This window comes from Gaiella occulta, assembly GCF_003351045.1.
In the GTDB taxonomy this organism is placed as follows: Bacteria; Actinomycetota; Thermoleophilia; order Gaiellales; family Gaiellaceae; genus Gaiella; species Gaiella occulta.
Window position 1 is genome coordinate 15,470 of the sequence record NZ_QQZY01000007.1, and the last position, 26,733, is coordinate 42,202.

The 26,733-nt window shown below is 71.8% G+C and carries 26 protein-coding genes; 8 read left to right on the forward strand and 18 right to left on the reverse strand.

Annotated features, from left to right (window positions below):
- Nucleotides 1–22 precede the first annotated feature (22 nt).
- Together Gocc_RS12775 and Gocc_RS12780 are read left to right on the forward strand one after the other, a co-directional pair.
- The gene (locus Gocc_RS12775; protein ID WP_114796962.1) at nt 23–382 is read left to right on the forward strand and encodes a cupin domain-containing protein; all 360 of its coding nucleotides are present in this window, start codon (nt 23–25) and stop codon (nt 380–382) included.
- Between the two features lie 780 nt (nt 383–1,162).
- Nucleotides 1,163–1,864 carry an ERCC4 domain-containing protein gene (locus Gocc_RS12780; RefSeq protein ID WP_114796963.1) on the forward strand — a complete coding sequence of 234 codons (702 nt, stop codon included), beginning with the start codon at nt 1,163–1,165 and terminating at the stop codon, nt 1,862–1,864.
- An 841-nt stretch (nt 1,865–2,705) separates the two neighbouring features.
- On the opposite strand, the gene Gocc_RS12785 is transcribed toward Gocc_RS12780, so the two are convergent.
- Nucleotides 2,706–3,644, reverse strand: a complete 939-nt coding sequence (locus tag Gocc_RS12785) for a nucleotidyl transferase AbiEii/AbiGii toxin family protein (protein WP_181813658.1) — start codon at nt 3,642–3,644, stop codon at nt 2,706–2,708.
- Nucleotides 3,641–4,336, reverse strand: a complete 696-nt coding sequence (locus tag Gocc_RS12790; protein WP_181813659.1) for a type IV toxin-antitoxin system AbiEi family antitoxin domain-containing protein — start codon at nt 4,334–4,336, stop codon at nt 3,641–3,643. The genes Gocc_RS12785 and Gocc_RS12790 overlap by 4 nt, the downstream gene beginning before the upstream one ends.
- A gap of 585 nt (nt 4,337–4,921) precedes the next feature.
- On the opposite strand from Gocc_RS12790, the gene Gocc_RS12795 reads away from it, so the two are divergent.
- The 3 genes from Gocc_RS12795 (at nt 4,922) to Gocc_RS17145 (ending at nt 8,191) form a co-directional block, all read left to right on the forward strand.
- Nucleotides 4,922–6,349 (forward strand): cytochrome ubiquinol oxidase subunit I, encoded by a 1,428-nt coding sequence (locus Gocc_RS12795; RefSeq protein WP_114796966.1) that lies wholly within the window; start codon nt 4,922–4,924, stop codon nt 6,347–6,349.
- Nucleotides 6,346–7,665: a cytochrome d ubiquinol oxidase subunit II gene (locus Gocc_RS12800; RefSeq protein ID WP_220150613.1), complete on the forward strand. Its 1,320-nt coding sequence runs from the start codon at nt 6,346–6,348 to the stop codon at nt 7,663–7,665. Before Gocc_RS12795 ends, Gocc_RS12800 begins: the two co-directional genes overlap by 4 nt.
- A 79-nt stretch (nt 7,666–7,744) precedes the next feature.
- Nucleotides 7,745–8,191: a class I SAM-dependent methyltransferase gene (locus tag Gocc_RS17145; protein ID WP_114797056.1), complete on the forward strand. Its 447-nt coding sequence runs from the start codon at nt 7,745–7,747 to the stop codon at nt 8,189–8,191.
- On the opposite strand, the gene Gocc_RS12810 is transcribed toward Gocc_RS17145, so the two are convergent.
- From Gocc_RS12810 to Gocc_RS12880, 16 genes are all read right to left on the reverse strand, one after another.
- Nucleotides 8,078–9,292, reverse strand: coding sequence for a sigma-70 family RNA polymerase sigma factor (locus Gocc_RS12810; RefSeq protein WP_181813660.1), 1,215 nt, complete (start codon nt 9,290–9,292; stop codon nt 8,078–8,080). The two genes, Gocc_RS17145 and Gocc_RS12810, sit on opposite strands and share 114 nt — an antisense overlap.
- A complete protein-coding gene (locus Gocc_RS16315) occupies nt 9,276–10,139 on the reverse strand; it encodes a hypothetical protein (protein WP_181813661.1) in 864 nt (287 codons plus the stop codon). The genes Gocc_RS12810 and Gocc_RS16315 overlap by 17 nt, the downstream gene beginning before the upstream one ends.
- A gap of 232 nt (nt 10,140–10,371) precedes the next feature.
- The gene (locus tag Gocc_RS12815) at nt 10,372–13,590 is read right to left on the reverse strand and encodes a CRTAC1 family protein (RefSeq protein ID WP_114796968.1); all 3,219 of its coding nucleotides are present in this window, start codon (nt 13,588–13,590) and stop codon (nt 10,372–10,374) included.
- A gap of 47 nt (nt 13,591–13,637) precedes the next feature.
- Nucleotides 13,638–14,351, reverse strand: coding sequence for a C39 family peptidase (locus Gocc_RS12820; protein WP_181813662.1), 714 nt, complete (start codon nt 14,349–14,351; stop codon nt 13,638–13,640).
- Nucleotides 14,348–15,094, reverse strand: coding sequence for a class I SAM-dependent methyltransferase (locus tag Gocc_RS12825; RefSeq protein WP_181813663.1), 747 nt, complete (start codon nt 15,092–15,094; stop codon nt 14,348–14,350). The genes Gocc_RS12820 and Gocc_RS12825 overlap by 4 nt, the downstream gene beginning before the upstream one ends.
- 62 nt (nt 15,095–15,156) lie before the next feature.
- A complete protein-coding gene (locus tag Gocc_RS12830) occupies nt 15,157–15,465 on the reverse strand; it encodes a hypothetical protein (RefSeq protein ID WP_114796971.1) in 309 nt (102 codons plus the stop codon).
- Between the two features lie 74 nt (nt 15,466–15,539).
- Nucleotides 15,540–17,984 carry a heavy metal translocating P-type ATPase gene (locus Gocc_RS12835; RefSeq protein ID WP_114796972.1) on the reverse strand — a complete coding sequence of 815 codons (2,445 nt, stop codon included), beginning with the start codon at nt 17,982–17,984 and terminating at the stop codon, nt 15,540–15,542.
- A 7-nt stretch (nt 17,985–17,991) separates the two neighbouring features.
- Nucleotides 17,992–18,282: a metal-sensitive transcriptional regulator gene (locus tag Gocc_RS12840; protein ID WP_114796973.1), complete on the reverse strand. Its 291-nt coding sequence runs from the start codon at nt 18,280–18,282 to the stop codon at nt 17,992–17,994.
- Complete coding sequence (locus Gocc_RS12845; RefSeq protein WP_114797057.1) at nt 18,279–20,408, reverse strand: heavy metal translocating P-type ATPase; 2,130 nt, start codon at nt 20,406–20,408, stop codon at nt 18,279–18,281. Before Gocc_RS12845 ends, Gocc_RS12840 begins: the two co-directional genes overlap by 4 nt.
- 50 nt (nt 20,409–20,458) lie before the next feature.
- On the reverse strand, nt 20,459–20,662 hold the full coding sequence (locus Gocc_RS12850) for a heavy-metal-associated domain-containing protein (RefSeq protein WP_114796974.1): 204 nt from the start codon (nt 20,660–20,662) through the stop codon (nt 20,459–20,461).
- Nucleotides 20,663–20,768: 106 nt separating this feature from the next.
- Nucleotides 20,769–20,969, reverse strand: a complete 201-nt coding sequence (locus Gocc_RS12855; protein ID WP_114796975.1) for a hypothetical protein — start codon at nt 20,967–20,969, stop codon at nt 20,769–20,771.
- A gap of 13 nt (nt 20,970–20,982) precedes the next feature.
- Nucleotides 20,983–21,639 carry a methyltransferase family protein gene (locus Gocc_RS12860; protein WP_114796976.1) on the reverse strand — a complete coding sequence of 219 codons (657 nt, stop codon included), beginning with the start codon at nt 21,637–21,639 and terminating at the stop codon, nt 20,983–20,985.
- A 48-nt stretch (nt 21,640–21,687) separates the two neighbouring features.
- The gene (locus Gocc_RS12865) at nt 21,688–22,062 is read right to left on the reverse strand and encodes a hypothetical protein (RefSeq protein WP_147281299.1); all 375 of its coding nucleotides are present in this window, start codon (nt 22,060–22,062) and stop codon (nt 21,688–21,690) included.
- Nucleotides 22,063–22,382: 320 nt separating this feature from the next.
- Nucleotides 22,383–22,712, reverse strand: coding sequence for a cupredoxin domain-containing protein (locus tag Gocc_RS12870; RefSeq protein WP_114796978.1), 330 nt, complete (start codon nt 22,710–22,712; stop codon nt 22,383–22,385).
- A 97-nt stretch (nt 22,713–22,809) separates the two neighbouring features.
- Nucleotides 22,810–24,177, reverse strand: coding sequence for a sensor histidine kinase (locus Gocc_RS12875; RefSeq protein ID WP_114796979.1), 1,368 nt, complete (start codon nt 24,175–24,177; stop codon nt 22,810–22,812).
- The gene (locus Gocc_RS12880) at nt 24,174–24,866 is read right to left on the reverse strand and encodes a response regulator transcription factor (protein ID WP_114796980.1); all 693 of its coding nucleotides are present in this window, start codon (nt 24,864–24,866) and stop codon (nt 24,174–24,176) included. The genes Gocc_RS12875 and Gocc_RS12880 overlap by 4 nt, the downstream gene beginning before the upstream one ends.
- A 181-nt stretch (nt 24,867–25,047) precedes the next feature.
- On the opposite strand from Gocc_RS12880, the gene Gocc_RS16320 reads away from it, so the two are divergent.
- From Gocc_RS16320 to Gocc_RS12890, 3 genes are read left to right on the forward strand one after another with little or no spacing between them, the layout of a single operon-like run.
- Nucleotides 25,048–25,281: a glutathione S-transferase N-terminal domain-containing protein gene (locus Gocc_RS16320; protein WP_181813664.1), complete on the forward strand. Its 234-nt coding sequence runs from the start codon at nt 25,048–25,050 to the stop codon at nt 25,279–25,281.
- Complete coding sequence (locus tag Gocc_RS12885) at nt 25,278–26,114, forward strand: cytochrome c biogenesis CcdA family protein (RefSeq protein ID WP_181813665.1); 837 nt, start codon at nt 25,278–25,280, stop codon at nt 26,112–26,114. Before Gocc_RS16320 ends, Gocc_RS12885 begins: the two co-directional genes overlap by 4 nt.
- On the forward strand, nt 26,111–26,728 hold the full coding sequence (locus Gocc_RS12890) for a peroxiredoxin family protein (RefSeq protein ID WP_114796982.1): 618 nt from the start codon (nt 26,111–26,113) through the stop codon (nt 26,726–26,728). Before Gocc_RS12885 ends, Gocc_RS12890 begins: the two co-directional genes overlap by 4 nt.
- Nucleotides 26,729–26,733 lie beyond the last annotated feature (5 nt).

The window sequence follows — 26,733 nt, forward strand, 5'->3', positions numbered from 1 at the left end:
TCACCACGACTAAAGGAGCACGATGAGCAACGTCATGGCCCCATGCAAGACGCACGTCGACACCACCGACTACGAGCCGTTCAACGGCTTCGAGGCCGTCCTCGAGGGAGACCCCGACGCAAAGGTAGCCTGGCTCCGCACCGAGTCCGGCGGCGAGGGCGTGCTCTACACCGGAATGTTCACTGCTGAGCCGTCCACGTTCCGCTACGTGTTCGGCGGCGACGAGAGCTTCCACGTACTCGACGGCGACCTCGACATTGCCGTCGACGGCGGCGACACCGTCACCCTCGCACCAGGGGACATCGCGTCCTTCCCAAAGGGAGCAACCTCGACGTGGGCTCTGCGCGCCCCACTGCGTAAGTTCTTCGTCATCTCGGGGTAGCGCGATACCCGACCGACCGACCGGCGGCGTGACGTAGGTCCGTAGAGCGCTGACGTATGTCACGCCGCCGAAGAGAGCGACGCGTCGCGAGTGGCTGCCGCCGGCACGACCAGCCAGGTCGGAGCTCGATCGAGGCCCGTGTCGCAATCCCGCGCGGGGAGCGGGGCACGGTCACGTCCTGTCAAGTGGATGTCATGAAGGCCGGGTTCGGCCGGGCCGCGGTTGCTGATCGCGGTCGTTCCCTGACGAGGAGGTGGCGTGGTGCTGTGCGCGGCGGTCGACATCCATAAGCACGTGTTCCAGGCTGTGGTGCTCGATCCGACCTCGGGTGAGGTCGAGGAGGAGCGGTTTGCTGCTGACCGAGATCGGCTGCGTGAGTGGGCCGGGCGGCTGGTCGGACGCGAGGCAGTGATCGCGGTCGAGGTGGAGTTGGAATTGACCCGGCTATGCGTAGCTCCGCATAGGCGGGTTATTTCCAACTCCAGTCGAGCGGCCCATCCTGAGCCGGCCGCCGGACGATCCCTCCGGCGCTACGCGCCTCCGGGATCGTCCGGCGCTCCAACCCAGCTACCTGTCAACGCGGGACCGGGGAGCGGGGCAGAACGATCCGGGCTAGCTCCACCAAATGTTCCTTACTCAAACCGCGAGGCCCCCTGGGGCTTCGCGGTTTGTTGTTGGCGCCGGAGTGGATGATGCCGTTGTGGTCGGCGTCTGGAAACCAGCCTTCGCCCGCCGCGCAGAGGGCGATGTCGTCCTGTTGACTGTTTAGTATACGCAACTATGGACAGGGAGCAGACCGGCGCGATCGCCGTGGTCGTGGCGGACGTCTTCGAGCGAGGGAGCGTCGTCCCGGCTGCGCTCCTGCGTCTCGGGGCACGTGTGACGGTCGAGCCGCTCGCGGCAGGCGATTACCGCGTCCCCGGAGGCGTTCTGATCGAGCGGAAGACGGTCGCGGATCTGCACGGCTCGCTCGCTCGTGGGCGCCTGTGGGCGCAGGTGGGCCGGATTCGCGACGAGGCGGTCTTGCCGTTCCTGCTCGTCGAGGGAGACGATCTCGACGCTGGTCCCAGGCATCCGAACGCGATCCGGGGCGCGTTGCTCGCGATCGCGGACCTCGGCGTTGCGATTCTTCGCACTCGCGACCCGGCCGACTCGGCGCTCTGGATTCACCGGCTGGCGCTACGCCAGGCCCGCAGGGGAACGCGGCCTGAGCTGTCCAGGGGGCGCGCCAAGATGGCTCCGCCCGGTATCGCTGTCCTGGCGGCAGTGCCGGGGATCTCGGATCGAACCGCGCGTACGCTGCTCGAGCGGTTCGGCAGTGTCGGAGGCGTACTCGAGGCAGGCCCGGAGCGCTGGGCGGAGGTCGCGGGCATCGGCAGCGTGCGCGCTCACGCGCTGGCGTCGGCACTCCTCAACGGGGGAGAGGCCGGAGGAGAGCCTCTGTCTCCCGCCTGCGGCGCTACCGCGGCCGACGCCGGGTGAGGGGCGGCATGTGCGAGAGCGAGTCACGCCGGCCGCTGACTCGATCCGAGGCGTCGAATATCCGCCGTTGCGTGGTGATCTACTGCGCGAGTGAATTACGTCGAAACGGGAGATTTCAAGATCGCGCGGCCGGTCCAGGCTCTCAGCCGTGCGCTCGGGCGCCCCGTGCATTGGGCTGTGCGCGGGCACAACCGAGCACGTATCCCGGTCACCGTCATCACCGTCAAGATTGGTGGCGCTCAGCATCGTCTCGAGGTGATCTGGGTTGGCCCCAAGGCTGGCCTTCGGACATCGACGCGCTCGATGACGTACCCTCGCCGTGGCCGCGCAAGCTCGTGGTCGCTGCGCGACGTTTCTCTCCGGGCGCGCTCGAGCTCCGGGCCGAGTTCGACGAGAACTGGGTCGACGAGTCCGGGCGCGCTCGTATCGAAGGCCCACGCGGCTTGTTCGTGGTGCGAGAGCCTCTGGTCGAGCCGAGGCGGCCAAGAGAAGATGTCCAAGTGGTCGGCCTCGGCTGAGCAGATTGGGGAGCGACTCTTGACGCGTCCGAACGGCGCCGTCAATGAGCGTGAGCTCGCTGCTGAGACGGGTTGGTCGCAGGTCCTGACGCGTGGGCAGGAGGCAGCGACGCATCTGGGCACAACAGACTGTTGACATCCACGTCTCCTTCCACACCGACACCGACCACGACCTCGCGCCGCTCGAGCGGGCTCTCGAGGAAGCCCGCTTCGAGCCTGACCCGGTGGGCTGCTACGAGAGGGGAAGCTCGCCGGCGATGTTCAGGCGAGCCGCAGCGTCTTCCGCGAGATCGAGGCACGCTTCCTGGCGGCAACTCCGCCGTTCAGAGGTCATTTCGCACCGCTTCGATTCGTGAGAGGGCCTCGGCCAGAGTTGGGGCATCACCGTAGTAGAGGTGACGGCTTGCCGTGTATTCCGAATCGAGAATGACTCGCAGGTCATCGCCGGGTGCGAGCGCGGGGCTGTTGGCGAAGCGAAGGTCGGCCGGTGCTCGGTGATCGTCAGGGAAGTACTGGCGCGTGACGTCCTCGATCTCCGAGGCGAGAGCGCGGTAGCCGTCCGTGGCGATGAACTCTCGTACCTCGTCACGTTCGAGCAGGCGGTAGATGTCGTAGTAGTGACGCCCTTGTCGGTTGAGCGCGCCGGTTTCGCCTTCGAGATGTCGCGTGACGGCGGCGTGGATCGCGAAGAGCTTCTCGAGGAAAGTTCGGCGGTAGTCGAGTAGTTCGAGCTCGAAGGGTTGGAGATCGTCGTCGTCGACGCCGGCGCCGCGTAGGTGTTCGGCGAGAAGCGAGTCGATCGTGCGCGTCTGGGTGGGGTGGTCGCCGCCACGGATTCCCATCTCCAAGACGATCGTGGCGTCGAGCCCTGCGAGCGCCGGCGCTTGCGGCGCGTATGAGTAGACAGCGGCTCGGCTGATGCCACGTTCGGAGCGGCCTGCCCGGGCGAGGCGGCGAAGGCCGGGAGCATCGGCGACGGCGGCGTCGATCGATTTCATGTAGCGGTCGCGTCCGCCCCGGGTTGGGAGCGTGTCGGTGCGGATCAGCAGGTCGATGTCTTCGGAGAAGCGGTCGATCAGGTTCCAGCCTTTGGAGAGGCTCGTGCCGCCCTTGAACACGATTCCTTCGCGGAACCGCGCGGAGATCACGCGCAGGACGGTGGTGACCCAGTAATCCTTCTCGATGATGGCGGCGCCGGCGCCGGTGCGCTCACCGATGGTGACCAGGTAGTCGAGGAACTCGGGCTGCTCGTGGAGGCTCACCGTGCGCCCCAGTGCCTGGCGGTTGGGAGCGCGGCGAGGGGGCCGAAGCGGTAGCGGCTCGTGGGGTTGAGCGTTGAACGGAGTCGTTTCAGCTCAGGCCCGGCAGCGCCGAGGTGTTCGGCGAGCGCGCCGACCATTGCGCGGACACGCGGCGGCTCCGCCACGGCGGCGTGCAGCACGCGACGCATGCTTTCCGGGCGCCGCAGCACGTTGGCGAGTCGCTCGACTGTCTCCTCGGGCGAGAGCTCGCTGAGCGAGACGATGCTGCGGAGAACCTCGAGCAAGGCAGCCTCGGCCGGCTCTAGCCCTGCGCGGCGGGTGCCGAAACGAGGCTTCGTCACGACACCAGTTGCTCCGGTTGTGCGTCGTCCCTCAACTGCGAGCTCGGCTCGTGCGGGGACCTGGGTTGTCAGCCCGAGCGCGCTTGCAGCGCTCAACCCAGCCAGGTGCGTCGGTACACCATTGGCGGCGCGACCGATCTCGATCGGATCAATCGGCACCTCGCCCAACACCGTGTCCTTCGGCGCGTAGTACACGCCCTTGCGCGCTCGTCGGATCTTTCCCGACCTCGTCAATCGCGAGAGGGCGGGGGCGACCGCGGACGCGGGCAGGTCGGCGAAGTCCGCGAACGTGAACACGCGTCCGGGGCGGCGCGCGATGCGCTTCTCTACTCTCTCGGCAACGCTAGGCACACCACCATCGTAGCGACACGAAGAATTTGTAGCAAAGTTTTTTGTAGCAAAAACATTGCAGAGCGGAATCGCGCGTTCCCTGCAGCGAGAAGCACTCCGTCGGCGCTACACAACAAGTCGAAGGCGCACAATAGTATCATTGAGCACAAGTGGAGCGACTGCGAGGGCTCTCGTTACCGCAGGATCGACATGACCCGCGTCAGAGGTACGGGCGGGGTGCGAAGCTGTCCGGCTAGCCTCATGCCGAGGGAATCCGAACGGTCGCGCTCAAACGGCCAGCGACGCACGGCGGAGCTGGAGCCGCCTTTGCGACGCCGACGGCGAGCGTCTCGCGCGTCGCCTGGGCGCCGATGGCTGCGCGCTCGGTCGTGGTACGGACGGGCCGCGAGGGCGCCCGCTGGTACGCTGGCGCTGCAGGCGTTCAGGTCGACGCCGCCCGGGGTCGTGACCGCCTCGGGCCGCGCGGACTGCCGCGCCAGACCCACGGGAGAGGTGGTGTGACGTGACGACCTTCGACGTCGAGATCGGCCGGACCGTGACCGATCGGGATCTCGCAGCGCTGCGCTGGGAGCCGTAGGGGGTCGTATGCCCGGCACGCTCGCGACCCAGGCCGCCGCCGCGGCGGCGGGCGTCGTCGGCGCCTTCGGCGGGCCCGTCGACCAGGAGTACCTGTTCCAGGCGCGCCAGATGCAGGCGCTCTCGCTCGGCTTCCACATCATCCTCGTCTGCTTCGGCGTCGCCTTCCCGGCCTTCGTGCTCTTCGTCGAGGGCCTCTACCTGCGCACCGGCGACCCCGTCTACAGGACGCTCGCGAAGCGCTGGTCGAAGGTGATGCTCGTCCTCTTCGCCGTCGGCGTGGTGTCGGGCACGATCCTCTCCTTCGAGCTCGGGCTGCTCTGGCCGCGGTTCATGGCCGAGTTCGGCGCCGTCTTCGGGCTCGCCTTCACGCTCGAGGGCTTCTCCTTCTTCCTCGAGGCGATCTTCATCGCCATCTACGTCTACGCGTGGGACCGCCTCCCCCGCGGCGCCCACCTCGCGAGCGGGATACCCATCGTCGTCGCCGGCATCCTCGGCGCCCTCTTCGTCCTCTCCGTCAACGGCTGGATGAACAACCCGACGGGATTCGACCTCGTCGACGGCCGGGTGACGAACGTCGACCCCATCGCGGCGCTCTTCAACGACAACCTGTGGACGACGTTCGTGCACATGCTGCTCGCCGCGTACCTCGTCGCCGGCTTCGTCACCGCCGGCGTCTACGCCGTCGCCTGGCTGCGGGGGAAGCGCGACCGCTACCACCGGATCGCCCTCGTCGTCCCGCTGACGGCCGCCGCTCTCGCGGCACCCGCCCAGCTCGTCGTCGGCGACTGGGCGGCACGGCAGGTGGCGACGGCGCAGCCGGTGAAGCTCGCCGCCATCGAGGGGCTCGGGCAGACGACCGACGGCGCGCCGCTCACCCTGCTCGGCTGGTACCGCGACGGGGAGGTGGAGTACGGGATCCGGCTGCCGCGGCTGCTCTCGCTGCTCACGTCCCGCGACCCGTCGGCGCGCGTCGCCGGCCTGGACACCGTCCCGCCCGCCGACCGGCCGCCCGTGAACACGGTCCGGTTCGCCTTCCAGACGATGGTCGGGATCGGCTTTGCGCTCACCGGGCTTTCCCTCGTCTACCTCGGCGTCCTCTGGCGCCGGCGGAGGCTTCCGCGCTCGGTCTGGTTCTATCGGGCCGTCGCGGCGGCCGGGCCGCTCGCCGTCGTCGCCCTCATCAGCGGCTGGATCACGACCGAGGTCGGCCGGCAGCCCTGGATCGTGTACGAGGTGATGCGCACCTCGGAGGCGGTGACCGGCGCCGGTGGCATCCCGATCGGGTACGGCACGCTCGCGGCCGTCTACGCCGTGCTCGCCGTCGCCGCCGTCCTCGTCCTGCGGCGGATGGCGCGCCGGCCGATCGAGCTCGACGGCGAGCCCGCCCTCCCGCCGGGCGAGGGGCCGCCTCGGCTCTCGGGGAGGGGCCGGTGATCCTCGCGGACGCCGTGCTGGCGCTGCTGCTCGTCGGGCTCAGCGCCTACGTCGTGCTCGGCGGGGCCGACTTCGGCGGCGGCATCTGGGACCTGTTCGCCGGCCGCGGCGCCGCCGGCGAGCGTCGGCGGGCGCTCGCCGAGCGCTCCATCGGGCCCGTCTGGGAGGCGAATCACGTCTGGCTCATCTTCGTCCTCGTCCTCCTCTGGACGGGCTTCCCCGCCGCCTTCGGCGCGATCATGTCGACCCTCGCCGTTCCCCTCTTCCTCGCCGCCCTCGGGATCGTCCTGCGCGGCAGCGCCTTCGCCTTCCGCCACGAGGTGGCGGCAGGCCGGCCGCGGCTCGCCCTCGGCGCGGTGTTCGCGACCGCGTCCGTGCTCACGCCCTTCTTCCTCGGCGCTGCGATCGGCGGCATCGCCTCAGGGCGGGTGCCCGCCGGGAACGCCGCCGGCGATTCCCTGACGAGCTGGGCCAACCCGACCTCGCTGCTCATCGGCCTGCTCGGGGTGGCCGCCGGCGCCTACCTCGCCGCCGTGTACCTCGCCGCCGACGCGAGCCGGGCCGGGGAGGCCGACCTCGTCGAGTCCTTCCGGCGCCGGGCCCTCGCAAGCGGCGTCGCCGCCGGGGCACTCGCCCTCGGCGGCCTCCTCGTCGTGCGCCGGGACAGCCCCGCCCTCTGGGAGGATCTGTCGGGCGCGGGCCTGCCGCTCGTCGCTCTCTCGGCGGTGGCCGGGTGCGCCACTCTCGGCCTCGTCGCCCGGCGGCGCTTCCGCCTCGCGCGTGCCGCCGCGGCGCTTGCCGTCGCCGCCATCGTCTGGGGCTGGGCCGTCGCCCAGTACCCGGACGTCCTGCCCGGCGCGCTCACCATCAGCGAGGCCTCGGCCGGCCGTCCCACACTCGTCGCCGTCCTCGTCGCGGCGGCTCTCGGCGCGCCCGTCCTCGCCGCCTCGCTCGGCCTCCTCTTCCGCCTCGTGCTGAGCGGGCACCTCGACGAGCCCCTGGGTCAGGCAGAGCATCCCGGGCGGGCGGAGACTCGTGCCGAGCGGGCGCCCCGAGCTGCCCCTGTGTCCGGCACAGCGTCCCGGAGGGGCGAAGACGCGAGCCGGCGGCCGCGCCTCTTCCCGGCGGGGCTCGCTTCGTTCCTCCTCGGTGCCGCGCTGATGGTCTTCGTCGACCACCCGGCCGCGCTCGCGGCCGGCGTCCTCCTCGTCCTCGCCTTCGTCCCGATCGGCCTGTGGGCGATCGCGACGCCCGCCCGCCTCGCGGGCGACCCGCAGGACGACCTGCCCGTACCACGGGCCCGGCCACACGGGTGACGTGCATGCGGCGCAGGCGACTGCGGGGTGGCGGGCGAAGCTCTCGAGGACGGGGACTGCTTCCGGCGTCTCGCCGGAGATGCGGGTCCTGGACGTGGGCGCCGGGCCGGGTGCACGTACGGCCGGACTGGCGCGGCGCGTCGGCGCCGGCCGTGTCGCGGCCGCCGACCCGTCGGAGCCGTTCGTCGGGGAGTGCCGCGCGCGCATCCCCGGGGTCGACGTCCGTCTCGCCGCCGTGGAGGAGCCCGCGCGCTTGTGGGCGCGCCGTTCGCCGCAGATCCGGAACCTGAGCTGCGCAAGTTCGGAATGGTTCCCACCCGACCCTGAGCTGCGCCGTCGCGTAGAGCCGCCCGGCCGTCGGCCGCGATGGCCTCCTGTCGGTGTCGTTCCAACCCCAGCTCCACCGGCCGCGTCAGCCTGCTTCCGGCGTCTCCGTCTCGGGGGTCTCCCTCTCGGAGGCCTCGGGGTGCTCCCGCGGCCGCGCCGCAGGCTGCACCGCCGGCTTCGCGGCGGGCTGCGCCGGTAGCGCGGAGGCGTCTCCCTGGTCGCCGGGCGCCGTCGTTGGCGCCCGATCGGAGGCTGCGTGCGAGGGATCGGTCTGCGTGACCGCTGCCTTGGCGGTTTCGTCGCCGGGTGGTGCGACGGCCCCGTCTCGCGGCGAGTCCGCCCGGCGGCCGGCAAGTGGAGACGATGCTGCGGCCGCTCGCACCTCGGTTGCCCCCTGCTTGCGGGCGCTTGTCGTGCGCGCCGATCCCCCGGATGGTCCCTGCCTGGGAGCCTGCCGTGCCTTGTGGCTGTCATGTGCGAGCTGCCGCACCGCGAGCGGCGGCGCCGCTACGACGGCGGTCGTCGCGGCAATCGCTCCCACCTTGGCCGCCGGACTCCAGTGCACGGCGCGCGCGAACTGCCGGAGAAGCCAGTCGACCGGGAGGAACGGCAACAGGACAGGCGCGACGCGCCGCCTCGGAACGACCTCGCGGCACGCGGCGCAGGCACGGAGATGGCGCTGCAGCGCGCGCTGCTCCCGCCATTCGAGCGGCCCGGCACTCAGACGGCGAACGGCGTCGCAGTCGAGCCTTCCGCCGAAGACGAGCGTCTCGGCGAGGCCGTTGCGCGCCGCGAAGAGGGTCTGCTCGACCTGCTCCGCCGTGAGCGAGAGCGTGGCCGCGATCTCGGCGACGCGCAAGCCGTGCAGCTCGCGCAGGAGGTAGACGCGCCGCTGCCGCTCGGAGAGCTGCTCGAGCGCCGCCACGAGCGCCCCGCCCGGCAGCGACGGCGATCCTGCCTCGGGGGCCGCCGTCTCGACCGGGCGCGGCTCGGCGGCCGGGAACACCCGGCGCTCGAGCGAGTCGAGCGCCGCGTTGTGGGCGATGCGGTAGAGCCAGGGCCGGACGCGCTCGGGCTGCGTGCCCGACCGCAGCGCCTGGTACGCGTTGAGCAGGGCGACCTGCGCGACGTCGTCGCCTGCGGCGCCGTCCCCCAGCAGGTGGGCGCCGTACGCGGCGAGACGGTGCGCGTAACGCCGGTACAGCTCGTCGAAAGCCGCCGCCTCGCCCAGCGCGAGGCGGCGGCTCAGGTGCTCGTCGGACTGGCGGGCGAACGGTCTGGCTCTAGTCGTCTGAGCCACCCGAGACCGACCCGCCGTCGCCGGAGCTCGACGAGGAGTTTCCTCCGCCGCCCGCCTCGTCGTCGCCGGCCTCGTCCTCGGTCTCGACCTCCTGCTCGGCCGCGGCGACATCGCCCTCGACCTCGCTCTCGTCGTCCGCCTCGGTCTCGCTGCCGTTGGCGCCGACCGCCTTCAGCGTGTACGTGCCGTCGGCCGCAGCGTCGAAGTAGGCGAGCACGTCGGCCCCGACCGCGTACTTCGACACGTCGATGCCTGACGGCACGTTCATCGTCACGGAGCCGCCGCCGTCGGCCACGGTGATCGAGCCGGAGCCGACCGCCGTCACCTTCCCGGAGATCTGGCCGGCCGACGCCGACGGGTTGACCTCCTTGACCTGCGTCGCCGCGAGTGAACCGTCGCCGCTCACGCTGACCGTCACGTCGGTGACGCTGCCGGGGGTCGGCGTGTCGCCGCCGTGGGCGCTCGCCAAGGAGCGGACGCGCTTGGGCAGGCGGACAGACAGCACGGCGCCGCGCGCCGAGAGAATCGCGGTTCTCTTCGACTTCCGGACGCCGATGACGAACGCGCGAACATGGAACCTCCTCGCGCGTCCGACGACCCGCACCCTGGTACCTGCGAACGTCCCGTTCTTGAGGTACCGCGCGTTGAATGCGACGATTGCGCCGGGCCGCAGCCCGCGGACGGTCTGCACGTGCACCAGAGCGACCGCGCCCCGCGACTGCGCCACGGCGACAAGACCCGTCTTGGCGTCGATCTTGACGATCGCGCCCCGCTTCTGGGCCGCGCTCGCGACACCCGGCGCGAGAAGCGCTGTTGCCGCCCCGATCAGGACGAGCTTCTTGACCACGGTTACCTCCTGTAGGTCGTTTAGGCAGAGACGGCATCGGCAGCCGAAACCTTGACTGCAAGCGCCGCAAATCCCTCGATCGAGGAGCACGAGCACCCGCTCACGCTCGCCCCCTGGCCGTTCTGCCGCAACGGTCGAGCTCGAACCTCGAGCCGCGGGCCACGCCGCACGCGCGAGGTGCCGTGCGATGCGTGCGTCCCGTGAGCGGGTCGATCGCCCTCGCGTGGCGCGTCTACCGCCCGCGACCGACGACGACGATCTGGTTCGAGGCGACGTCCGCGAGGCGGGTCTCCCTGCCGTCCGGATAGCGGACGCGGAGCTCTCGCACCCTGGCCGCGTCTCCCAGGCCGAAATGGACGCGCGGATCCTCCGAGGAGAGGTAGCTGCTGCCGGCATGCACCTCGCGCACGAGCCGGCGCCCGTCGGGCAAGACGGCGGTGACCACGGCGCCGGGAGAGAACGTCGTCAGCTTCACCTCGAGCCAGTGGCGGGCCGGCGCGGTGCTCCGCAGCAGGACGAGCCTGCCGCCGATCGAGCTCACCGCGACGTCGACGTTGCCGTCGTTGTCGAAGTCGGCCGCCGCGAGACCGCGGCCGTTGACGCGCGGCAGCCGGCGCAGGCCGGCGAGCCCGCCGGCGTCGGCGAACTGCCCCGGTTGCCCCTGCCCGGAGAGGTTCTCGAACACCTGGATCGGCTCCGCGTCCTTCGCCAGGTTCATGACCGGGATGGCGCCGTTGGCGACGGCGAGGTCGGGATTGCCGTCGAGGTCGAGATCGACCCATGACACGCCCCAGCCGGCGAGGCTCGTGTCGAAGGCGGAGGCGAAGCCCGGGCGCGCGTCCGTGAACGACGCTCCCCGCGCCCGCGGGCCCCTGCTGCGGTAGACCGCGTGCAGCTGGCCGTGGGAGTTCGTCACGAACAGGTCGGGGCGCCCGTCGCCGCTGTAGTCCGCGGAGGCGATGCCCATGCCGGCGTTCGGGTCGGCGACGCCTTCGCGGCGCGCACGCTCCTCGAGCCGGAAGCCGAGCCCGGCAGGGTCGGCGGCCGCGCCTCCCGGCCACGGGACGTTCTCGTACAGCCGGTTCGGGTCCGCGTCGTTGGCGACGTACAGGTCGAGGCGCCCGTCGCCGTTGACGTCGCTGAACAGCGCCCCGAGGCCGTGCTCGATCCCGGCCTTCTCGATTCCCGCCTGCGCCCCCACCTCGCGGAACCTCGCGCGCGTCCCGGCGGCCGGGCCCTCGTTGAGGTAGAGGCGGTCGCGCACACCCTTGTAGCCGGTGGGAAAGCCGGCCGCTGAGCCCGGGAGCGGGGCGTTGAGATCGGTGTAGCCGGCGACGAACAGGTCGGGCCGCCCGTCGCCGTTGACGTCGCCGACCGCCGCGCCCGCGTGCCAGCCGGACGAGGTGATCCCTGCCGCGCGGGCACCCTCGCTGAACGTGCCGTCGCCGTTGTTCCACAGGAGCGCGTCGTACCCGTCGGTTGCCACGTTGTACCCGCCGGTCGTCACGTAGATGTCCGTCCTGCCGTCCAGGTCGAAGTCCGCCGCCACGCACCCGTTCCCGCGCAGGGGAAGGTCGGCCCCCGAGCCGCGGCTCACGTCGACGAACCTGCCCCTCACGTTGTGGAAGAGGGCGCTGCGCGGCAGCCCACCCTGCTCCTGCCAGCGGCCGATGTCGAGCTCCGAGTACGAGTTCACGACGAACAGGTCGAGCCAGCCGTCGTTGTCGTAGTCGAGCCAGCACAGCCCGCCTCCCATCATCGCCACCGGATCGGCCGTGACCCCGAAGCGGAACGCGCCCTGACGGAAGTCGAGCCCCACCTGCGCGGCGACGTCCGTCAGACGCACGCCGGCGAAGCCCGAGGCGGCCGCGGTCTCCGCAGCCGGCGTGCCGGGGAAAGCGGCCGCGGAGCCCCGGGAGCCAACGATCACGTACCTGCCGTCCACGAGCGCGAGCTCGAGCGTGTGCGCGAAGCGTGCCGGGTCGCCGCGGCGCGCGACCGCCGGGGCCGACCCCGCGTATGTCGCCTGCCGCACCGTCCCCTCGAGCGCCGCGACGACCGTCGGCGGCGCCTGGCCCTTGCCGGGCTCGAGCGTGACGCGCATGCGCTCGACGTGGTAGTCGGGCACGACGACGGCGCGCCCGCCTGCAGCGCGGATCGCGCGCAGCAGCGCCGCGAGCCGGGCGCCGCCGGCGCCGGCGGCTGCACGGGCGGTGTCTCGCCGCCGTAGCGCATCCGCCTCGGCGCGGAGGTCGGCGACGACGTCGGCGGCGATCTGCCGCGCCGTACGCGGGTCGATCCGGGTCGCGACGCCCTTCGACGGCCCCACCGTCACCTGGGGCAGGCCGCCGGCGCTCGTCGCCCGCGCGTTCGCCGCCCCGGCGCTCGAGCGGGCGGGGATGCCGGCCAGGACGAGCAACCCCGCGGCGGCCGCCGCTGCCGTGAGCGCCGTCGCGGTGCGCATCGCGGCCACGCCGGGGCCCTCGCCCCGCAGGAGGCGGGCCGCCCAGGCCGGGGCGCCGCGGGCGGCGAGCCGCTCCACCAGCGGCCGCGCCGCGCACACGAGCGTGAGGGCGCCGAGGAGCGCGACCTTGCTTCCGAACTCGGTCTTCTGCGGCGCGATGAGGAGCGCCGCGAGCAGCGCCACGGAAGCGGCGTACAGGCGGCGTCCGAGGCGGCCGTCGGGAACCGTCTTCGGGTCGGTGATCATGAAGAAGAGGAAGACGAGGATCTCGGGCGAGAACACGAGCACGCGCCAGAACTCCGCGTCCGCGATCGGGCCGAGATGCCAGCGTGCGGTCATCGCATGCCCGGCGGCGGCGAGCACGCCGAGGGCGGCGGCGAACGTGAGCCAGAAGACGACGGCGATGCCGAGCAGGCGCAGGCGCGCGAGGATCACGAGCCCACCGGCGACGATGATCGTCAGGGCGAGCACGAGCCACGTCGACGTCGGCCCCCACCAGAACTCGAGCGGGTCGGCGAGCTCCGGGCCGAGCAGCAGGAAGCCGAGCACGAGACCGACGTTCGACGGATTGAAGATGTGCCGGCCGCGGACGCGGATCAGGTGCTTCGAGAGCAGCGCCACGGCCGACGTCCCTGCGAAGATCCACGCGCCGCGGAGGCTCCACCAGTCGCCGTGCTCGGTGCCGGGCACGCGCAGGATGAAGGCGACGCCGTTTCCGGTCAGGAGCGCGCTCGCGGGCCACATGATCACCCGCCGGCGCCAGAAGGCGATCCCGACCTCGAGCACCGCGCACGTGAGCAGCGCCACGAGGATCTGGGCGATCGAGAGCCGGAACGCGAACGCCGTCTGCCCGAGCACCTGCAACGACACGATCACCGCCGCCAGGTGGAGGCGGGGATCGCGGAGCGTCGGCAGCAGAACCGGGTACCGGGTACCCCGGATCCGCACCGTCGGCCTGCCGGCGCCGACTAGGGCGGGCGCGCTCATCGACGACCCATGCTACTCAGCCGGCGGCGCCGACGGCAGCCCCGGCACTACAGCCCCAGCGCGCGCCTGCCGAGCAGGCTCCACCTCCTCTCGAAGGTCGCACGCGACCAGACGACCCGCTCCCCGACGAGAGGATCGTTCACGAGCAGGCCGGTCCCGCGCATGCCGACCAGCACGACCGTGTGCTCTCCGAAGTTCACGCCGACCGTCTTCCCGGCCGGTGTCGACCAGCGGCGGTAGGGACCCTCCGAGAGGCCGACCCAGGCCATCACCGGCCGACCTCGCGCCACGCGCGCATAGATGTCCTCGACCGGCCTGCGGCTCAGGTCGGCGAGCGCCACGCCGTGGACCGCGGCCAGCCGCCGGATCGGGCCCTGGTAGACGCCGAAGCCGCCCGCCGTGCCGCCGCCGGCCGCGCGCCCCACGAAGCCTCGATCGGGGTCGCCCCAGACCCATGTCCCGTCCGACGCGACGATCGGGTCGAGCGGGCCGCTCTTCGCCACGGCCTGCTGCAGCGCGCGCTGGTCGACCGGCCGGCCCGCCGCCGCGAGGATCATCGACAGAGCGGCCGTCTCGCAGTTGTTCCTGAACACCTGGCGGACGACGGGCACGGGCCCGACGCGACGCGCGCGGCCGGCGGGCGCCTTCGACCCCGACGCCGACGCGTTCACGCTCGTTGCGCCCGTCGTCCCGGGCGAGGTGGAGACGAGCCATGCGGCGACGCCGATCGCGAGGGCGCCGATGAGGGCCGCGGGCTTCACGATGCCCGCCTGAGGGGGCGGCGGGCACACGCGATCCCCGCCTCGTGCTCGATCGGCTCGACGGTGACGGCCGTGAAGCTCCGTCCCTCGAGCATCTCCCGCCATCGCTGCGGCGGCGACGGGTGCTCCCAGCGCCCGGCCGCCACGCGCCCGGCGTTGCGGGCGAGACGGAGGATGCCGCCCGGGCCCTTGCGGGCGATCGCGACGACCTTGCTGGTGATGATCGCGCGATCGCGCGGGGCGAGCGACAGGGCGAACATCATGTCGCAGACGACGAGCCGTCCTCCGGGGCGAAGCACCCGTCGCGCCTCGCTGAGCGCGAGCTCCTTGCCCTCGTCGGCGAGGTGGTGGAAGGCGTAGTTCGACACCACCACGGTTGCCGACTCGTCCTCGAGCGGAAGCTCGCGGAGGTCGGCATGCACGGGGTCGAGGTTCTCCAGCCGACCGGCTTGCGCCCGATCGGCGAGTCGCGCGAGCATCGTCTTCGAATAGTCGACGGCGCTCACGCGCGACGTCAGCTCCGCGAGCGGAAGCGCGAGCAGCCCGGTGCCGCAGCCGAGGTCGACGGCGACGTCGTGCGGCTGCGGCGCGGCGAGCTCGAGAATCCGCTTCGCGAACCCGACGAACGCGGGCGAGTCGGCGACCGACTCCCACGAGTCGACGCGCTCGACCCAGGCGGGCGTCGGCGCCGGCGCGTAGGCGCGCGACGGGCGCGGCAGGGCGGTGATGACCTTCTCGTTCACGGTGAAACCCTCCGTTTCGGCGATGAAGAGCGACAGGAGGCCCCGGGCGGGGCCGGGTCGCCCTACAGCCGCAGCGGAGAGCACGACGGCGTGCTGCATCCGTCCGCAAGAGCGCGGACGGCGAACCCTGGCGGCCCGCGCACGACCTCCGCGGCGGTCATGATCAGCAGCGGCCGCACACGGACGAGAGCGACGATCGCGACGAGCAGGAGGGCGATCCCCATGCAGAGGTCACCCGCGTCGCCGATCGCCTCTTCGCTTCCCTCGTGGACGACCATGAGTGCGAGCACGACCGCGAGCAGGACGAGGAGCAGCGGCCCCAGGATCGGGTGCCGCAGGGCGTGCTCGATGCTCCTGCGGAGGCGGATCACGATCTGCATCGTATTCGCGACGGAGGCTCCGGAACCTTGCGAGCTCCCGAGATCGTCGGTTCTTCACGTCTCGCTCAGCCTTCGCCGGCACGGTGTCCCGGCAGCCGCAGCCGTTTCAGCGCGAGCGCGTTCACGGCGACGACGACGCTCGAGCCGGACATCGAGATGGCGGCGACCTCGGGACGGAGCACGAGGCCCCAGCGCCCGAAGATGCCTGCGGCGATCGGGAGCGCGAGCGAGTTGTAGCCGATCGCCCAGCCGAGGTTCTGGCGCATCTTGTGCACGGTGCCGCGTCCGATCCGCACCGCTGTCGCGACGTCGAGCGGGTCGGAGCGCATCAGCACGACGTCGGCGGTCTCGATCGCGACATCCGTGCCGGCGCCGATGGCGATGCCGACGTCGGCCTGCGCGAGGGCGGGGGCGTCGTTGACGCCGTCGCCGACCATCGCGACCTTGCGCCCGGCGGCCTGCAGCTCCGCCACCTTCGCCGCCTTGTCGCCGGGGAGCACGTCCGCGAGCACCTCGTCGATACCGACCTCGGCGGCGATGCGCCGTGCCGTGGCCTCGTTGTCGCCGGTGAGCATGACGGGCGTGATGCCGATCTCCTTCAGGGCGGCGACCGCCTCGGCTGCGGTATCGCGGGCCGCGTCCGCGATCGCGATCAGCCCCGCCGCCTTGCCGTCGACGGCGACGCGCACCACGGTGCGTCCTTCTTCGGCGAGCACCCCGGCCCTGTCCGCGAGCCCGTCGAGCGCGACCCGCTCGCGGTCGAGCAGCCTCTGGTTGCCGACCGCGACACGCCGTCCGTCGACGCGCGCGATCGCGCCGTGTCCCGGCACCGCCTCGAACTCGACGGCCCGAGGTATCTCGATGCCGCGACTCGTCGCCGACGCGACGATCGCTTCGGCGAGCGGGTGCTCGCTCTCGCGCTCGACCGCGGCGACGAGTCGCAACACGTCGGCCTCGCCGACACCGTCAGCCGTCGCGACCTCGACGACCTCCGGCTGACCCCTCGTCAGCGTCCCCGTCTTGTCGAGGACGACGGTATCGAGCGAGGCGATCCGCTCGAGCGCGACCGCGTTCTTGAACAGGATGCCGCGCTCGGCGCCGAGGCCGGTACCGACCATGATCGCCGTCGGCGTCGCCAGTCCGAGCGCGTCCGGGCAGGTGATCACGACGACCGTGATCGCGAAGACGAGCGCCCGCTGCACCGAGACGCCCGCCGCCAGGTACCAGACGAGGAACGTCCCGGCCCCGCCGACGAGGGCGACGAGCACGAGCCAGAAGGCGGCACGGTCGGCGAGCCGCTGTGCCGGCGCCTTCGAGTTCTGCGCCTCCTGCACGAGCTCGACGATCTGCGCGAGCGCCGTGTCCGCCCCGACGGCGGTCGCCTTCGCCCGCAGCGTCCCGTTCTTGTTGATCGTCGCCCCGATCAGCGCCTCGCCCGGGCGCTTCGAGACGGGCAGGCTCTCGCCCGTGACCATCGACTCGTCGACGGCGCTCTCGCCCTCGACCACCTCCGCGTCGACCGGCACCTTCGCTCCCGGCCGGATCAGCAGCAGGTCGCCGACGACGACGTCCGCCGTCGGGATCTCCAGCTCGACACCGTCCCGCAGCACGACGGCCTGCGGCGGAGCCAGGTCGAGCAGCGCGCGGATGGCGTCGTTCGCGCCGCCGCGGGCGCGCATCTCGAACCAGTGCCCGAGCAGGACGAATGCCGCCAGGAACGCGGACGCCTCGTAGAAGACCTCGCCCTCGATCCAGAACGTGGCCGCGACGGAGTAGACCCAGCCGGTACCGATCGCGACGGCGACGAGCACCATCATGTCGAGCGTTCTCGCCCTCAGCGCGTGGTAGGCGCCGCGGAAGAAGATCGAGGACGAGTAGAAGACGACCAGCAGGCTGAGGAGGAGCTGCCAGACCTCCGTGCGCATTCCGAGCGGGGTGGGGGGGATGGAGCCGAACAGGCTCTCGCCCATCGGCGACCAGACGGCGATCGGGACAGCGAGCGCGACCGCGACGAGGAAGCGGTCGCGCATCTCGCGCACCATTCCCGCCATCGACATCCCGGCATGGCCGCCGTCGCCGTGCCCGTGCGCGTGGGCGGCTCGCTCGCTCGCTCCGCCGTCGCCCCCCGCCGCCGCCGCGGCGGGCGCTCCGTGCCCGCCGTGGTCGTGGACGCGTTCGAGCGGAGACTCCTGTGGCGAGGGCTCGTGCAGCGGGTCGCACACGTGGCCGGGAACCGATTGACCGGCGCAGTGGAAGCCGCATTCCTCGACCCACGAGCGCAGTGCCGCGACCGTGGTCTCCCGCGGGTCGAACCTGACCGTCGCCGTCTGGGCGACCGGATTCGCGTCGACGGCGAGAACGCCCGGCCGGGCAGCGAGCGACCGTTCGACGACCGCCTTCTCGGACGCGCGGTAGAGACCCCCGACGTGGAGCGTGGTGGTCTCGGCCGCTACGGCGGGCGGCCGCTGCCCGGGGTGGTCGTGCCCGCTCGCGGGTGCATCCGCGCGCATGCGGGCGCTACCGGGTCTTCACGAATCGCTGCACGGCCTCGAGCAGCTCGGTGGTCTTGTGCGCGACGGCGGCGTCGTCGCCGGATCTGATCGCGCCGGCGACGCAGTGGTTGACGTGGTCCTCGAGCAGCCTGGCGCCCACGTGCTCGAGCGCGGTCCTCACCGCGGCGATCTGGGTGAGGATGTCGATGCAGTAGCGGTCGCCCTCGACCATCCTCTCGATACCGCGAACCTGACCCTCGATCCGGTGCAGGCGCTTGATCAGCGCGTCCTTGTCCTTCGCGTAGCCGTGGCTCACGTTCCCTCCCTGACGCTGTGGAAGCGGCGCAGCCGCAGCGAGTTCGTGACGACGAAGATGCTCGAGAACGCCATCGCAGCCGCGGCGACGATCGGGTTGAGCAGGCCGGCGACCGCGAGCGGGATCGCGGCGACGTTGTAGGCGAAGGCCCAGAACAGGTTGCCCTTGATCGTGCGCAGCGTCCGGCGGGCGAGGCGGATGGCGTCGACGGCGGCGCGCAGGTCGCCGGAGACGAGCGTGATGTCGCTCGCCTCGATCGCGACGTCGGTGCCGGTGCCGATCGCAAGGCCGAGGTCGGCCTGGGCGAGCGCGGGCGCGTCGTTGACGCCGTCGCCGACCATCGCGACGACCTCTCCCGCCTGCTGCAGGCGCGCCACCTCGGCGCTCTTGTCGGACGGGAGCACGTCGGCGCGCACGCGTTCGACGCCGACCTCGGCGGCGACGACCGCGGCGGTGCGCGCGTTGTCGCCGGTGAGGAGCACCGTGGTGAGGCCGAGTTGCCTCAGCTCCGCGACGGCGTCGGCGGAGGACTGCTTGATCCGATCGGCGATGACGAAGATGCCTCGAACGGCACCGTCCCAGGAAGCTGCGACGACCGTCTGGCCGCGGGCCTCCGCCTGCTCGCGCGCCGCGGTCAGGTCGGGTGGGAAGCGAAGCCCCCATTCGCTCTCGAGCGTGGCGGGACGTCCGACGACGACCGCATGTCCGTCGACCACGGCCTCGATGCCCATCCCCGCCCGGTTCGTGAAGCTCTCGACGCTTGCGAGCCGGCCGATCTCGGTGTGCGCGCGCTCGGCGATCGCGCGGGCGATCGGGTGCTCGCTCGCGTTCTCGGCCGAGCCGGCGAGGTGGAGCAGCTCCCGCAGATCGGTGCCGGCGGCGGTGACGACGTCGGCGACCCACATCTTCCCCTCGGTGACGGTGCCGGTCTTGTCGAGCACGATCGTCGTGATCCGCCGCGTCTGCTCGAGCACCTCCGGGCCCTTGATGAGGATGCCGAGCTGGGCGCCGCGGCCGGTGCCGACCATCAGCGCCGTCGGGGTCGCCAGCCCGAGAGCGCAGGGGCACGCGATGATGAGGACGGCGACGGCGGCGGTGAACGCGGCGGAGACGCTGCCGTCGAAGACGAGCCAGCCGCTGAGCGTCGCGAGGGAGATGCCGATCACGATGGGCACGAACACGCTCGAGACGCGGTCGACGAGCCGCTGGATCGGCGCCTTGCCTGCCTGCGCCTCGGCGACGAGGCGGGCGATCTGCGCGAGCGCCGTATCGGCCCCGACCTTCGTCGCCTCGACGACGACACGGCCCGAGGTGTTGATCGTCGCGCCGGCGACCTCGGAGCCGGGCGCAACCTCGACCGGCACCGGCTCGCCCGTCAGCATCGACTGGTCGACGGCGGAGACGCCCTCGACGACGACGCCGTCGGTCGCGATCTTCTCGCCCGGCCGCACCACGAACATGTCCCCCACGACGAGCTCGCCGATCGGCACGAGCACCTCCTCGCCGTCGCGGAGCACGCGCGCCTCCTTCGCGCCGAGCTCGAGCAGGGCGCGGATCGCTTCGCCCGAGCGGCGCTTCGCGCGCGCCTCGAGGTAGCGGCCGAGCAGGATCAGCGCCGTGATCACGGCGCCGACCTCGAAGTAGGTGTCCGCGGCGAGGCCGCCGACGAGGACGACGGTCGACCACAGCCACGCCGCCAGCGTGCCGATCGAGATCAGCGTGTCCATCGTCGCCACGCCGTGCCGTGCGTTCTGGAAGGCCGCGCGGTGGAACGGCCAGCCCGCCCAGAACACGACGGGCGTGGACAGCGCGAGCGCGACCCACTCCCAGCGGCCGAACTGCAGCGGCGGGACCATCGCCAGCACCGCCAGCGGGACGCTCAGGATCACGGCGACCTGCAGGCGCCGGCGCAGCAGCCGGGTCGGGTCGTCGCCGCCGGCGATGTCGGACGGCAGCGCGGCGCGATAGCCGGCCGCCTCCACGGCCGCGATCAGCGCGTCCACGTCGACGCGCTCCGGGTCGAAGGAGACGGCCGCCTCCTCGGTCGCGTAGTTGACGGTCGCCTCGACGCCTTCGAGCCTGTTCAGCTTCTTCTCGATCCGCGCCGCGCACGAGGCGCACGTCATGCCCTCGATCTCGAGGTGGACGCGTTCGGGACTATCGGCGACGGTGGTCGTCACGCCGCCTCGTACCCCGCCTCCTCGATCGCGGCGCGGATCGCGGCGTCGTCGAGACGCTCGCCGACAACATCGACGCGCTTCGACTCGAGATCGACGACGATGGACTCCACCCCCTCGAGGGCCGAGACCTCCTCAGTGACGGCGGCCTTGCAGTGGCCGCAGTGCATGCCGGGCACGGTGTACGTGAGCGTCGTGCTCATATCCCTTTCCTCCTGCGGTCGTCGGTTTCGATCATACCCTACAGGGGTATCGTACGTCCGCGCTGCGGGGTGACGAGGAGGAACGTCGCCGTGCCGGGCAGCTCGTTCAGGGCGTTGGCCGTCTCGCGGCTGCTGAACGCGACACGAGGACAGGAGGCTGGTGGTCGAGGTAGGTCGTCACCTGCTCGCCCAGGCCGCGTCGCAGGCCGCTCAGGAGCAGCACGAGAGCGACCGCCGCCACGACCGCGGAGAGGGAGACGACGACCTTTGCCGGCCCGGCGAGGAGCCGGCGGCGGGCGTCCGGCACGCCCCAGCGGCCGTCACGGCTTGCCGGGCAGCGGCGACGAGGGCGGCTGCTGCAGGCGCGGGACGAACCGCGGCGTCCGCTCACGGTAGCGCTCCCACTCCATGTCGAAGCGCGCGGCGACCTCCGCTTCCTCGCGTATCGCCAGGCGCCGGTAGACGAGGAGCAGGACGGGGAACATGACGAGCGTCGCAAGCGTCGGCCACTGCAGCAGGAAGCCGATCATGATCAGGACGAATCCGGCGTACTGCGGATGGCGCAGGCGCGCGTACGGCCCGGTCGTCGCGAGCGTCTCGGCCTTGAGAGCGGCGAACAGCACGCGCCAGGCGGCGGCGATCAGCCAGAAGCCGCCGATGACGAACACGTAGCTCGCGAGGTGGAACGGGCTCACGTGCGGATCGCCCTTCCAGCCGATCAGGTCGGCCCACAGGTGCCCCGCGTTGTGGGAGAGGCCGACGCCGGGGACGATCCCACCGAGCGGGCCCGTGAGCAGGTAGACCGTCAGCGGATAGCCGTACATCTCCGTGAAGAGTGCGACGACGAAGGCGGAGAAGCCGCCGAGCACGCGCCAGTCGCGCCGCGAGCGCGGGTGGAAGAAGCTCGCCGCGAAGACGACGAAGATCAACGAGTTGACGACCACCAGCACCCAGAGCCCGTAACCGTAGCCGTCCATCACGCGCCTTCTTCCCGTGGCCGCGAGGCCGAGCCGTCCTCGCCTGTCTCAGTGGTGCCCTGCATGGCCACCGCCCGGTTGCTCGATCGACGGCTGGTTCGACTCGCCGCCGCCGGAGATGGCGGGCCCGATCACGAAGCTCGAGACCGAGAACATCGCCACGAAGATCGCGAGCGCGATCGCCGGAGCGCGCCAGCTGCCGAAGCGGCGGTGGACGCGGCGCAGGAAGGGGATCGCGGCCACGAACCCGATTGCGGCGAACAGGGCGCGCCCGGTCGCGCCGGCGAGCAGCGCAGCGCCCGCGAGCGGCCCCACGTGATGGAGGACGTGCGGGAGGAGACCGACGAAGCCGCCCCAGGCGGCGAGCACCGCGCTCCAGGCGCGCCCCGCGAGCGTTCTTCGTTCGAGGGCGACGCTAGTCATGGATCGCTCTCCCGCCACGGTCGCTGCCGGCGAGCCTCGTCGGCGCGTAGAGGACGGAACCCAGCTGCCAGTACATGTGAGCCTCCTAGGACGGTCGGATCCCAACTGTCGCGTGCGGCGCTGAAGACCACGTGAAGTGCGTCTGCTGATCGTGTGAAGGGCATGTGCGGTGCTCTGGCTCGCCGTCTACGCCTCCACGGCCGTCGGCGCGCTGACGGGACGCCGCCTCCACGCCCCGTCCGCCCCTCCTCACGCCTCGTGGTCGGGTCTCTCGCTGCCGCCGCGCTTCGGGCCGGGGAGTCGCCCGGCGGCGAGCGGCGTCATCGGCGCTCTTCGACGACGAGCCTGCCGCGGAGCATGTTCATCGCGCAGGTGAACTCGTAGGTGCCGGGCGGGCTCGGCGGCAGCTCGACCACGACGCTCGTCCCGTAGGGCAGCATCGCGCTCTTCCCGAAGGCCGGAAACACGACCCGCTCCGAGCACGAGGCCGTCTCCTCGCGCAGGAACGTGATGCGGATCGGGTCTCCGGCGCGCGCGTACACGACGTCCGGGCTGTAGCCGCCGCACACGCGCACGAGCCCCGCCCCGCCCTCGCTGGCAAGCCGCGACCTGAGCGGTCGTCGGCTGCGCCTGATCGCCGGGAGCAGCATCTTCCGTCCTTTCACTTGACGCTCTCCACAGTGACGCGCGTGTGTGGAGGACCGGTGAAGGAGATCTGCCGGTCGCATGAACGCGGCGCCAGGACCGCTACGTGCCCGCGCGGTCGAGCTCGGGCGCCGGGTGCTTCGCCGGCGTCGGCCGCTCGACCGCGGGCAGCACGACGCGGAACCGCGAGCCCTTGCCCACCGTGCTGTCGACGTCGATGCGGCCGTCGTGGGCGCGCACGAGCTCGCGGACGATGGCAAGGCCGATGCCGGATCCGCCCGTCGCGGGCGAACGGGAGCGATCTCCGCGCCAGAAGCGCGTGAAGACGTGGCGCAGGTCGTCCGGCTCGATGCCGATGCCGGTGTCCGCGACTTCCAGGACCGCCTCGTTGCCGGTGCGCCCGACCGCGACCGTCACCGAGCCGCCACGCTCCGTGTAGCGAAGCGCGTTCGAGAGCAGGTTGGACACGACTTGCTCGAGACGGCCGGCGTTGCCGTCGACCCAGGCCGGCCGGACATGGACATCGAATCCCACGCCCGCGTCGGCGAAGCGAGGGGAGAAGGACGCGCCGGTGGACCTGACGACCTCGCCGAGGTCGAGCGGCTGCTTCTCGAGCAGGAGACCGGGTTGCTCGGCGTCGGCCAGGCGGGACAGGTCGTCGAGCAGCCGTGTGAGGCGCAGCGCCTCCTCGTGCATCGCCTCCAGGTTGTCGTGTCCTGTGAGGACCCCGTCCTGCGCCGCCTCGATACGAGCGAGGAGGCCGTTGACCGGGGTACGCAGCTCGTGCGCGAGATCGGCGACCGTCTGCTTGCGGATCTCCTCCTCGTGCTCGAGCGTCTCCGCGAGCCGGTTCAGGGCCTGTGCGACGGAGCGCACCTCGGGGTCGCCGACCGGCTCGACGCGCACGCTCAGATCCCCCTGTCCGATGCGCTGGGCGGCAACCCGGATCCGGCGGAGCGGCCGCGAAAGCGTCTCCGCGAGGACGAAGGCGAGCAGCAGCGCGGCGACGGCCGCCGCCGCGCCGGCGGCGAGATGGAGCCTGTCGAGCGCGTGCTGGAGGTGTGCCTCCTCGGGCGTGAGCAGGCCGTCGCCTTCCTGTGCGACCTCGACGCTGCCCACGCGTCGGCCGCCGACCGTGACGGCCGCGTCCGCCGTCACGGCGCTCGTGAGGTCTGGCCCGTAGCGCCTGCCGTCTATGCGCACGACGATCCGCAGGCCGTCCAGCGCTGCCACGTGCGCCACCGTCTCCCGGGCTGCGGGCGACCAGCCGCCCTCGTCTCGATAGACGGCTGCGGCGATCCCGGCCACGTGCGCGGCGGAGCGCTGCAGGCGCGACCGCGCGGCGTCGTCCACGAGCGGAGGGAGGCCGCGGTTGGCGAGCAGAGTGGCGAGGCCGACCGTGAGCACGGCGACGCTGACGAGGGCGATCGCGAGTCGCGCCCGCAGACCCAGGCGGGCGAAGGACGTCATGCCTTGTGCAGCCGGTAGCCGGCGCCGAACACCGTCTCGACGTAGCGTGGGTGCCGCGGGTCGGGCTCGATCTTCTTGCGCAGGTTCTTCACGTGCGCGTCGATCGTGCGCTCGTACCCCTCGAAGTCGTAGCCCTGGACATGGTTGATCAGCTCGAAGCGCGAGTAGACGCGGCCGGGGTAGCGGGCGAGTGTGACGAGCAGCTTGTACTCGTTCGGCGTCAGGTCGACGGGCGCGCCGTCCCGCCTCACCTCGTGCTGCACGGTGTCGACCTCGAGCGCTCCGCCGTCGAACGAGAGCACCTCGACGAGCGGCGTCTCGACGTCCTGCGAGCGGCGCAGCACCGCGCGCACGCGAGCGACGAGCTCGCGGGGGCTGAACGGCTTCGTCAGGTAGTCGTCGGCGCCGAGCTGCAGGCCGCCGACACGCTCGTCCTCGCTCGCCTTCGCGGTCAGCATCAGGATCGGCACGTCCGATCGCTGCCTGATCTGCCGGCAGATCTCCTCGCCGGACACGTCGGGGAGCATCAAGTCGAGCACGATCAGCGCGGGCGTCGTCCGCTCGGCGAGCGCGAGCCCGTCGCCGCCGTTCCCCGCCACGTAGACGAGGTAGCCGTCCTTCTCGAGGTACGCCCTGACGACGTCCTGCACGGACTGCTCGTCGTCGATGACCACGATCTTCTTGTTCACGGGACGCCTCGAAGCGTACGGTGCCGGGCCGATGTGAAGACGGCATGAAGGGAGGAGCACGGCGCCTCGAGCCGTAGCCGGGGGAGCTCGTGGACGACCTGCGCCGAAGCGCTCCGTAGAAACCACGGAACTTCGCCGAGCTTCACGGCACCTTCACAGCCGGGGCCGATCGTCGTCGGCGATGGGACTCACCCTCGTCACGGGAGCCGGCTGCCATCTCTGCGAGCACGGGCGCGAGACGCTCGGTGCGCTCGGCGTCTCCTACCGCGAGGTCGACGTTCTCTCTGCGGAGGCTGCAGACCTCGCCGCGCAGGGCGTCCCGCTGGCGTTCCTGCCCGTGCTCGCCGACGGCACGCGCGTCGTCGCGTACGGACGGCTCTCGCAAAGGCGGTTGCGCAAGGAGCTCGGGCTGTGACCGACCTCCTGCTCGCCGGCTCGGTCGCAGCCGCGTTCGCGGCCGGTCTCGTCGCCTTCTTCGCGCCATGCTGCTCCGGCGTCATGCTCCCGACGTACCTCGCGGCCGTCTCCGGCGGCAGCCGGATGCGCGTGGCGCGGATGAGCGCGATCTACGTCGCCGGCGTGTCGCTCGTCGTCCTGCCGATCACCCTCGGCGCGGCGGCGCTCGCCTCGCGCATCAGCGGCTGGCACCCGCAGCTGTTCGTGCTCGGCGGGGTGATGATGATCGGCGTCGCGATCGCTCTCTACCGCGGCTCGATGCTCCCGCTCTCGGTGCCGCAGCCGCAGCTGACAGGGTCGAAGCTGTCGGTGTTCGGCCTCGGCGCGTTCTCGGGCGCCGCGACCGCCTGCTGCGCGCCGGTGCTCGCCGGCGCGATCGCCCTCTCCGCGACGAGCGCGTCGATCCCGGGCGGCCTGCTGCTCGGCGGTGCCTACATCCTCGGCCTGATCGCGCCGCTGCTGCCGGTCGCGTTCGCCGCGGGCCGCCTGCACGGCCGCATCCCCGATCGCCGGCTCACCCTCCGTGTCGGCTCGTACGCGAAGCGCATCACCGCTTCGCGCCTCGCCGGCAGCGCGATCTTCGCCGTCTTCGGCGTGCTGTTCATCGCACTCGCGCTCACCGGCAACGCGGAGGCGGCACCCGGGTTCCAGCGCACCCTCGGCGAGGCGATGAGGTCGGTCGGGAGCCGGATCGACGACATCCCGAACGTCGTCTTCGCGCCGGGCGTCATCGTGCTCACCGGTTTCCTGCTCTACACGGTGCTGAGAGACAAAGGAGAGAAGACGTCATGAGCAAGCACCCGACCGCTCCGGTCAAAGACCCACGGCGTCGCGTCGGGTCAAGGAGCACATCGTGGCAGTGGATCGCCGCCGGGGCCGGCGTCGTCGCGCTGCTGGCCGCCAGCTTCGTCGTGCCACGCCTGTTCGAGCGTGGTGCGCCCGGCGCCACCGCCGACCGCCCGGCCTCGGGCCCGGCTCCCTCCTTCGCGGAGCGCGACGCCGTCACCGGCGACCCGGTCTCGAGCGCCACGCTGCGGGGCAGGAACGTCCTTCTCTTCTTCAGCGAGGGCGTCATGTGCCAGGCGTGCTTCGAGCAGATCCAGTCGTTGCAGCAGCGAGCCGACGAGCTGGAGCGACGCGGGCTCGTGCTCGTGAACATCACCACCGACCCGCCCTCGGCGCTCAGGCAGGCTGCCGCTGCGTACGGCATCACGACGCCGCTGATCAGCGACGAGGACCGCGACATGTCTCGGGCCTACGACGTCCTCGGTCAGGGCATGCACCCCGATACCGCCGGGCACACGTTCGTGCTCCTCGACAGGACAGGCCGGATCCGCTGGCGCAACGACTACCAGACCATGTTCGTCCAACCCGAGACGCTGCTCGCGGACATCCCGCGGGCGTAGAGGAG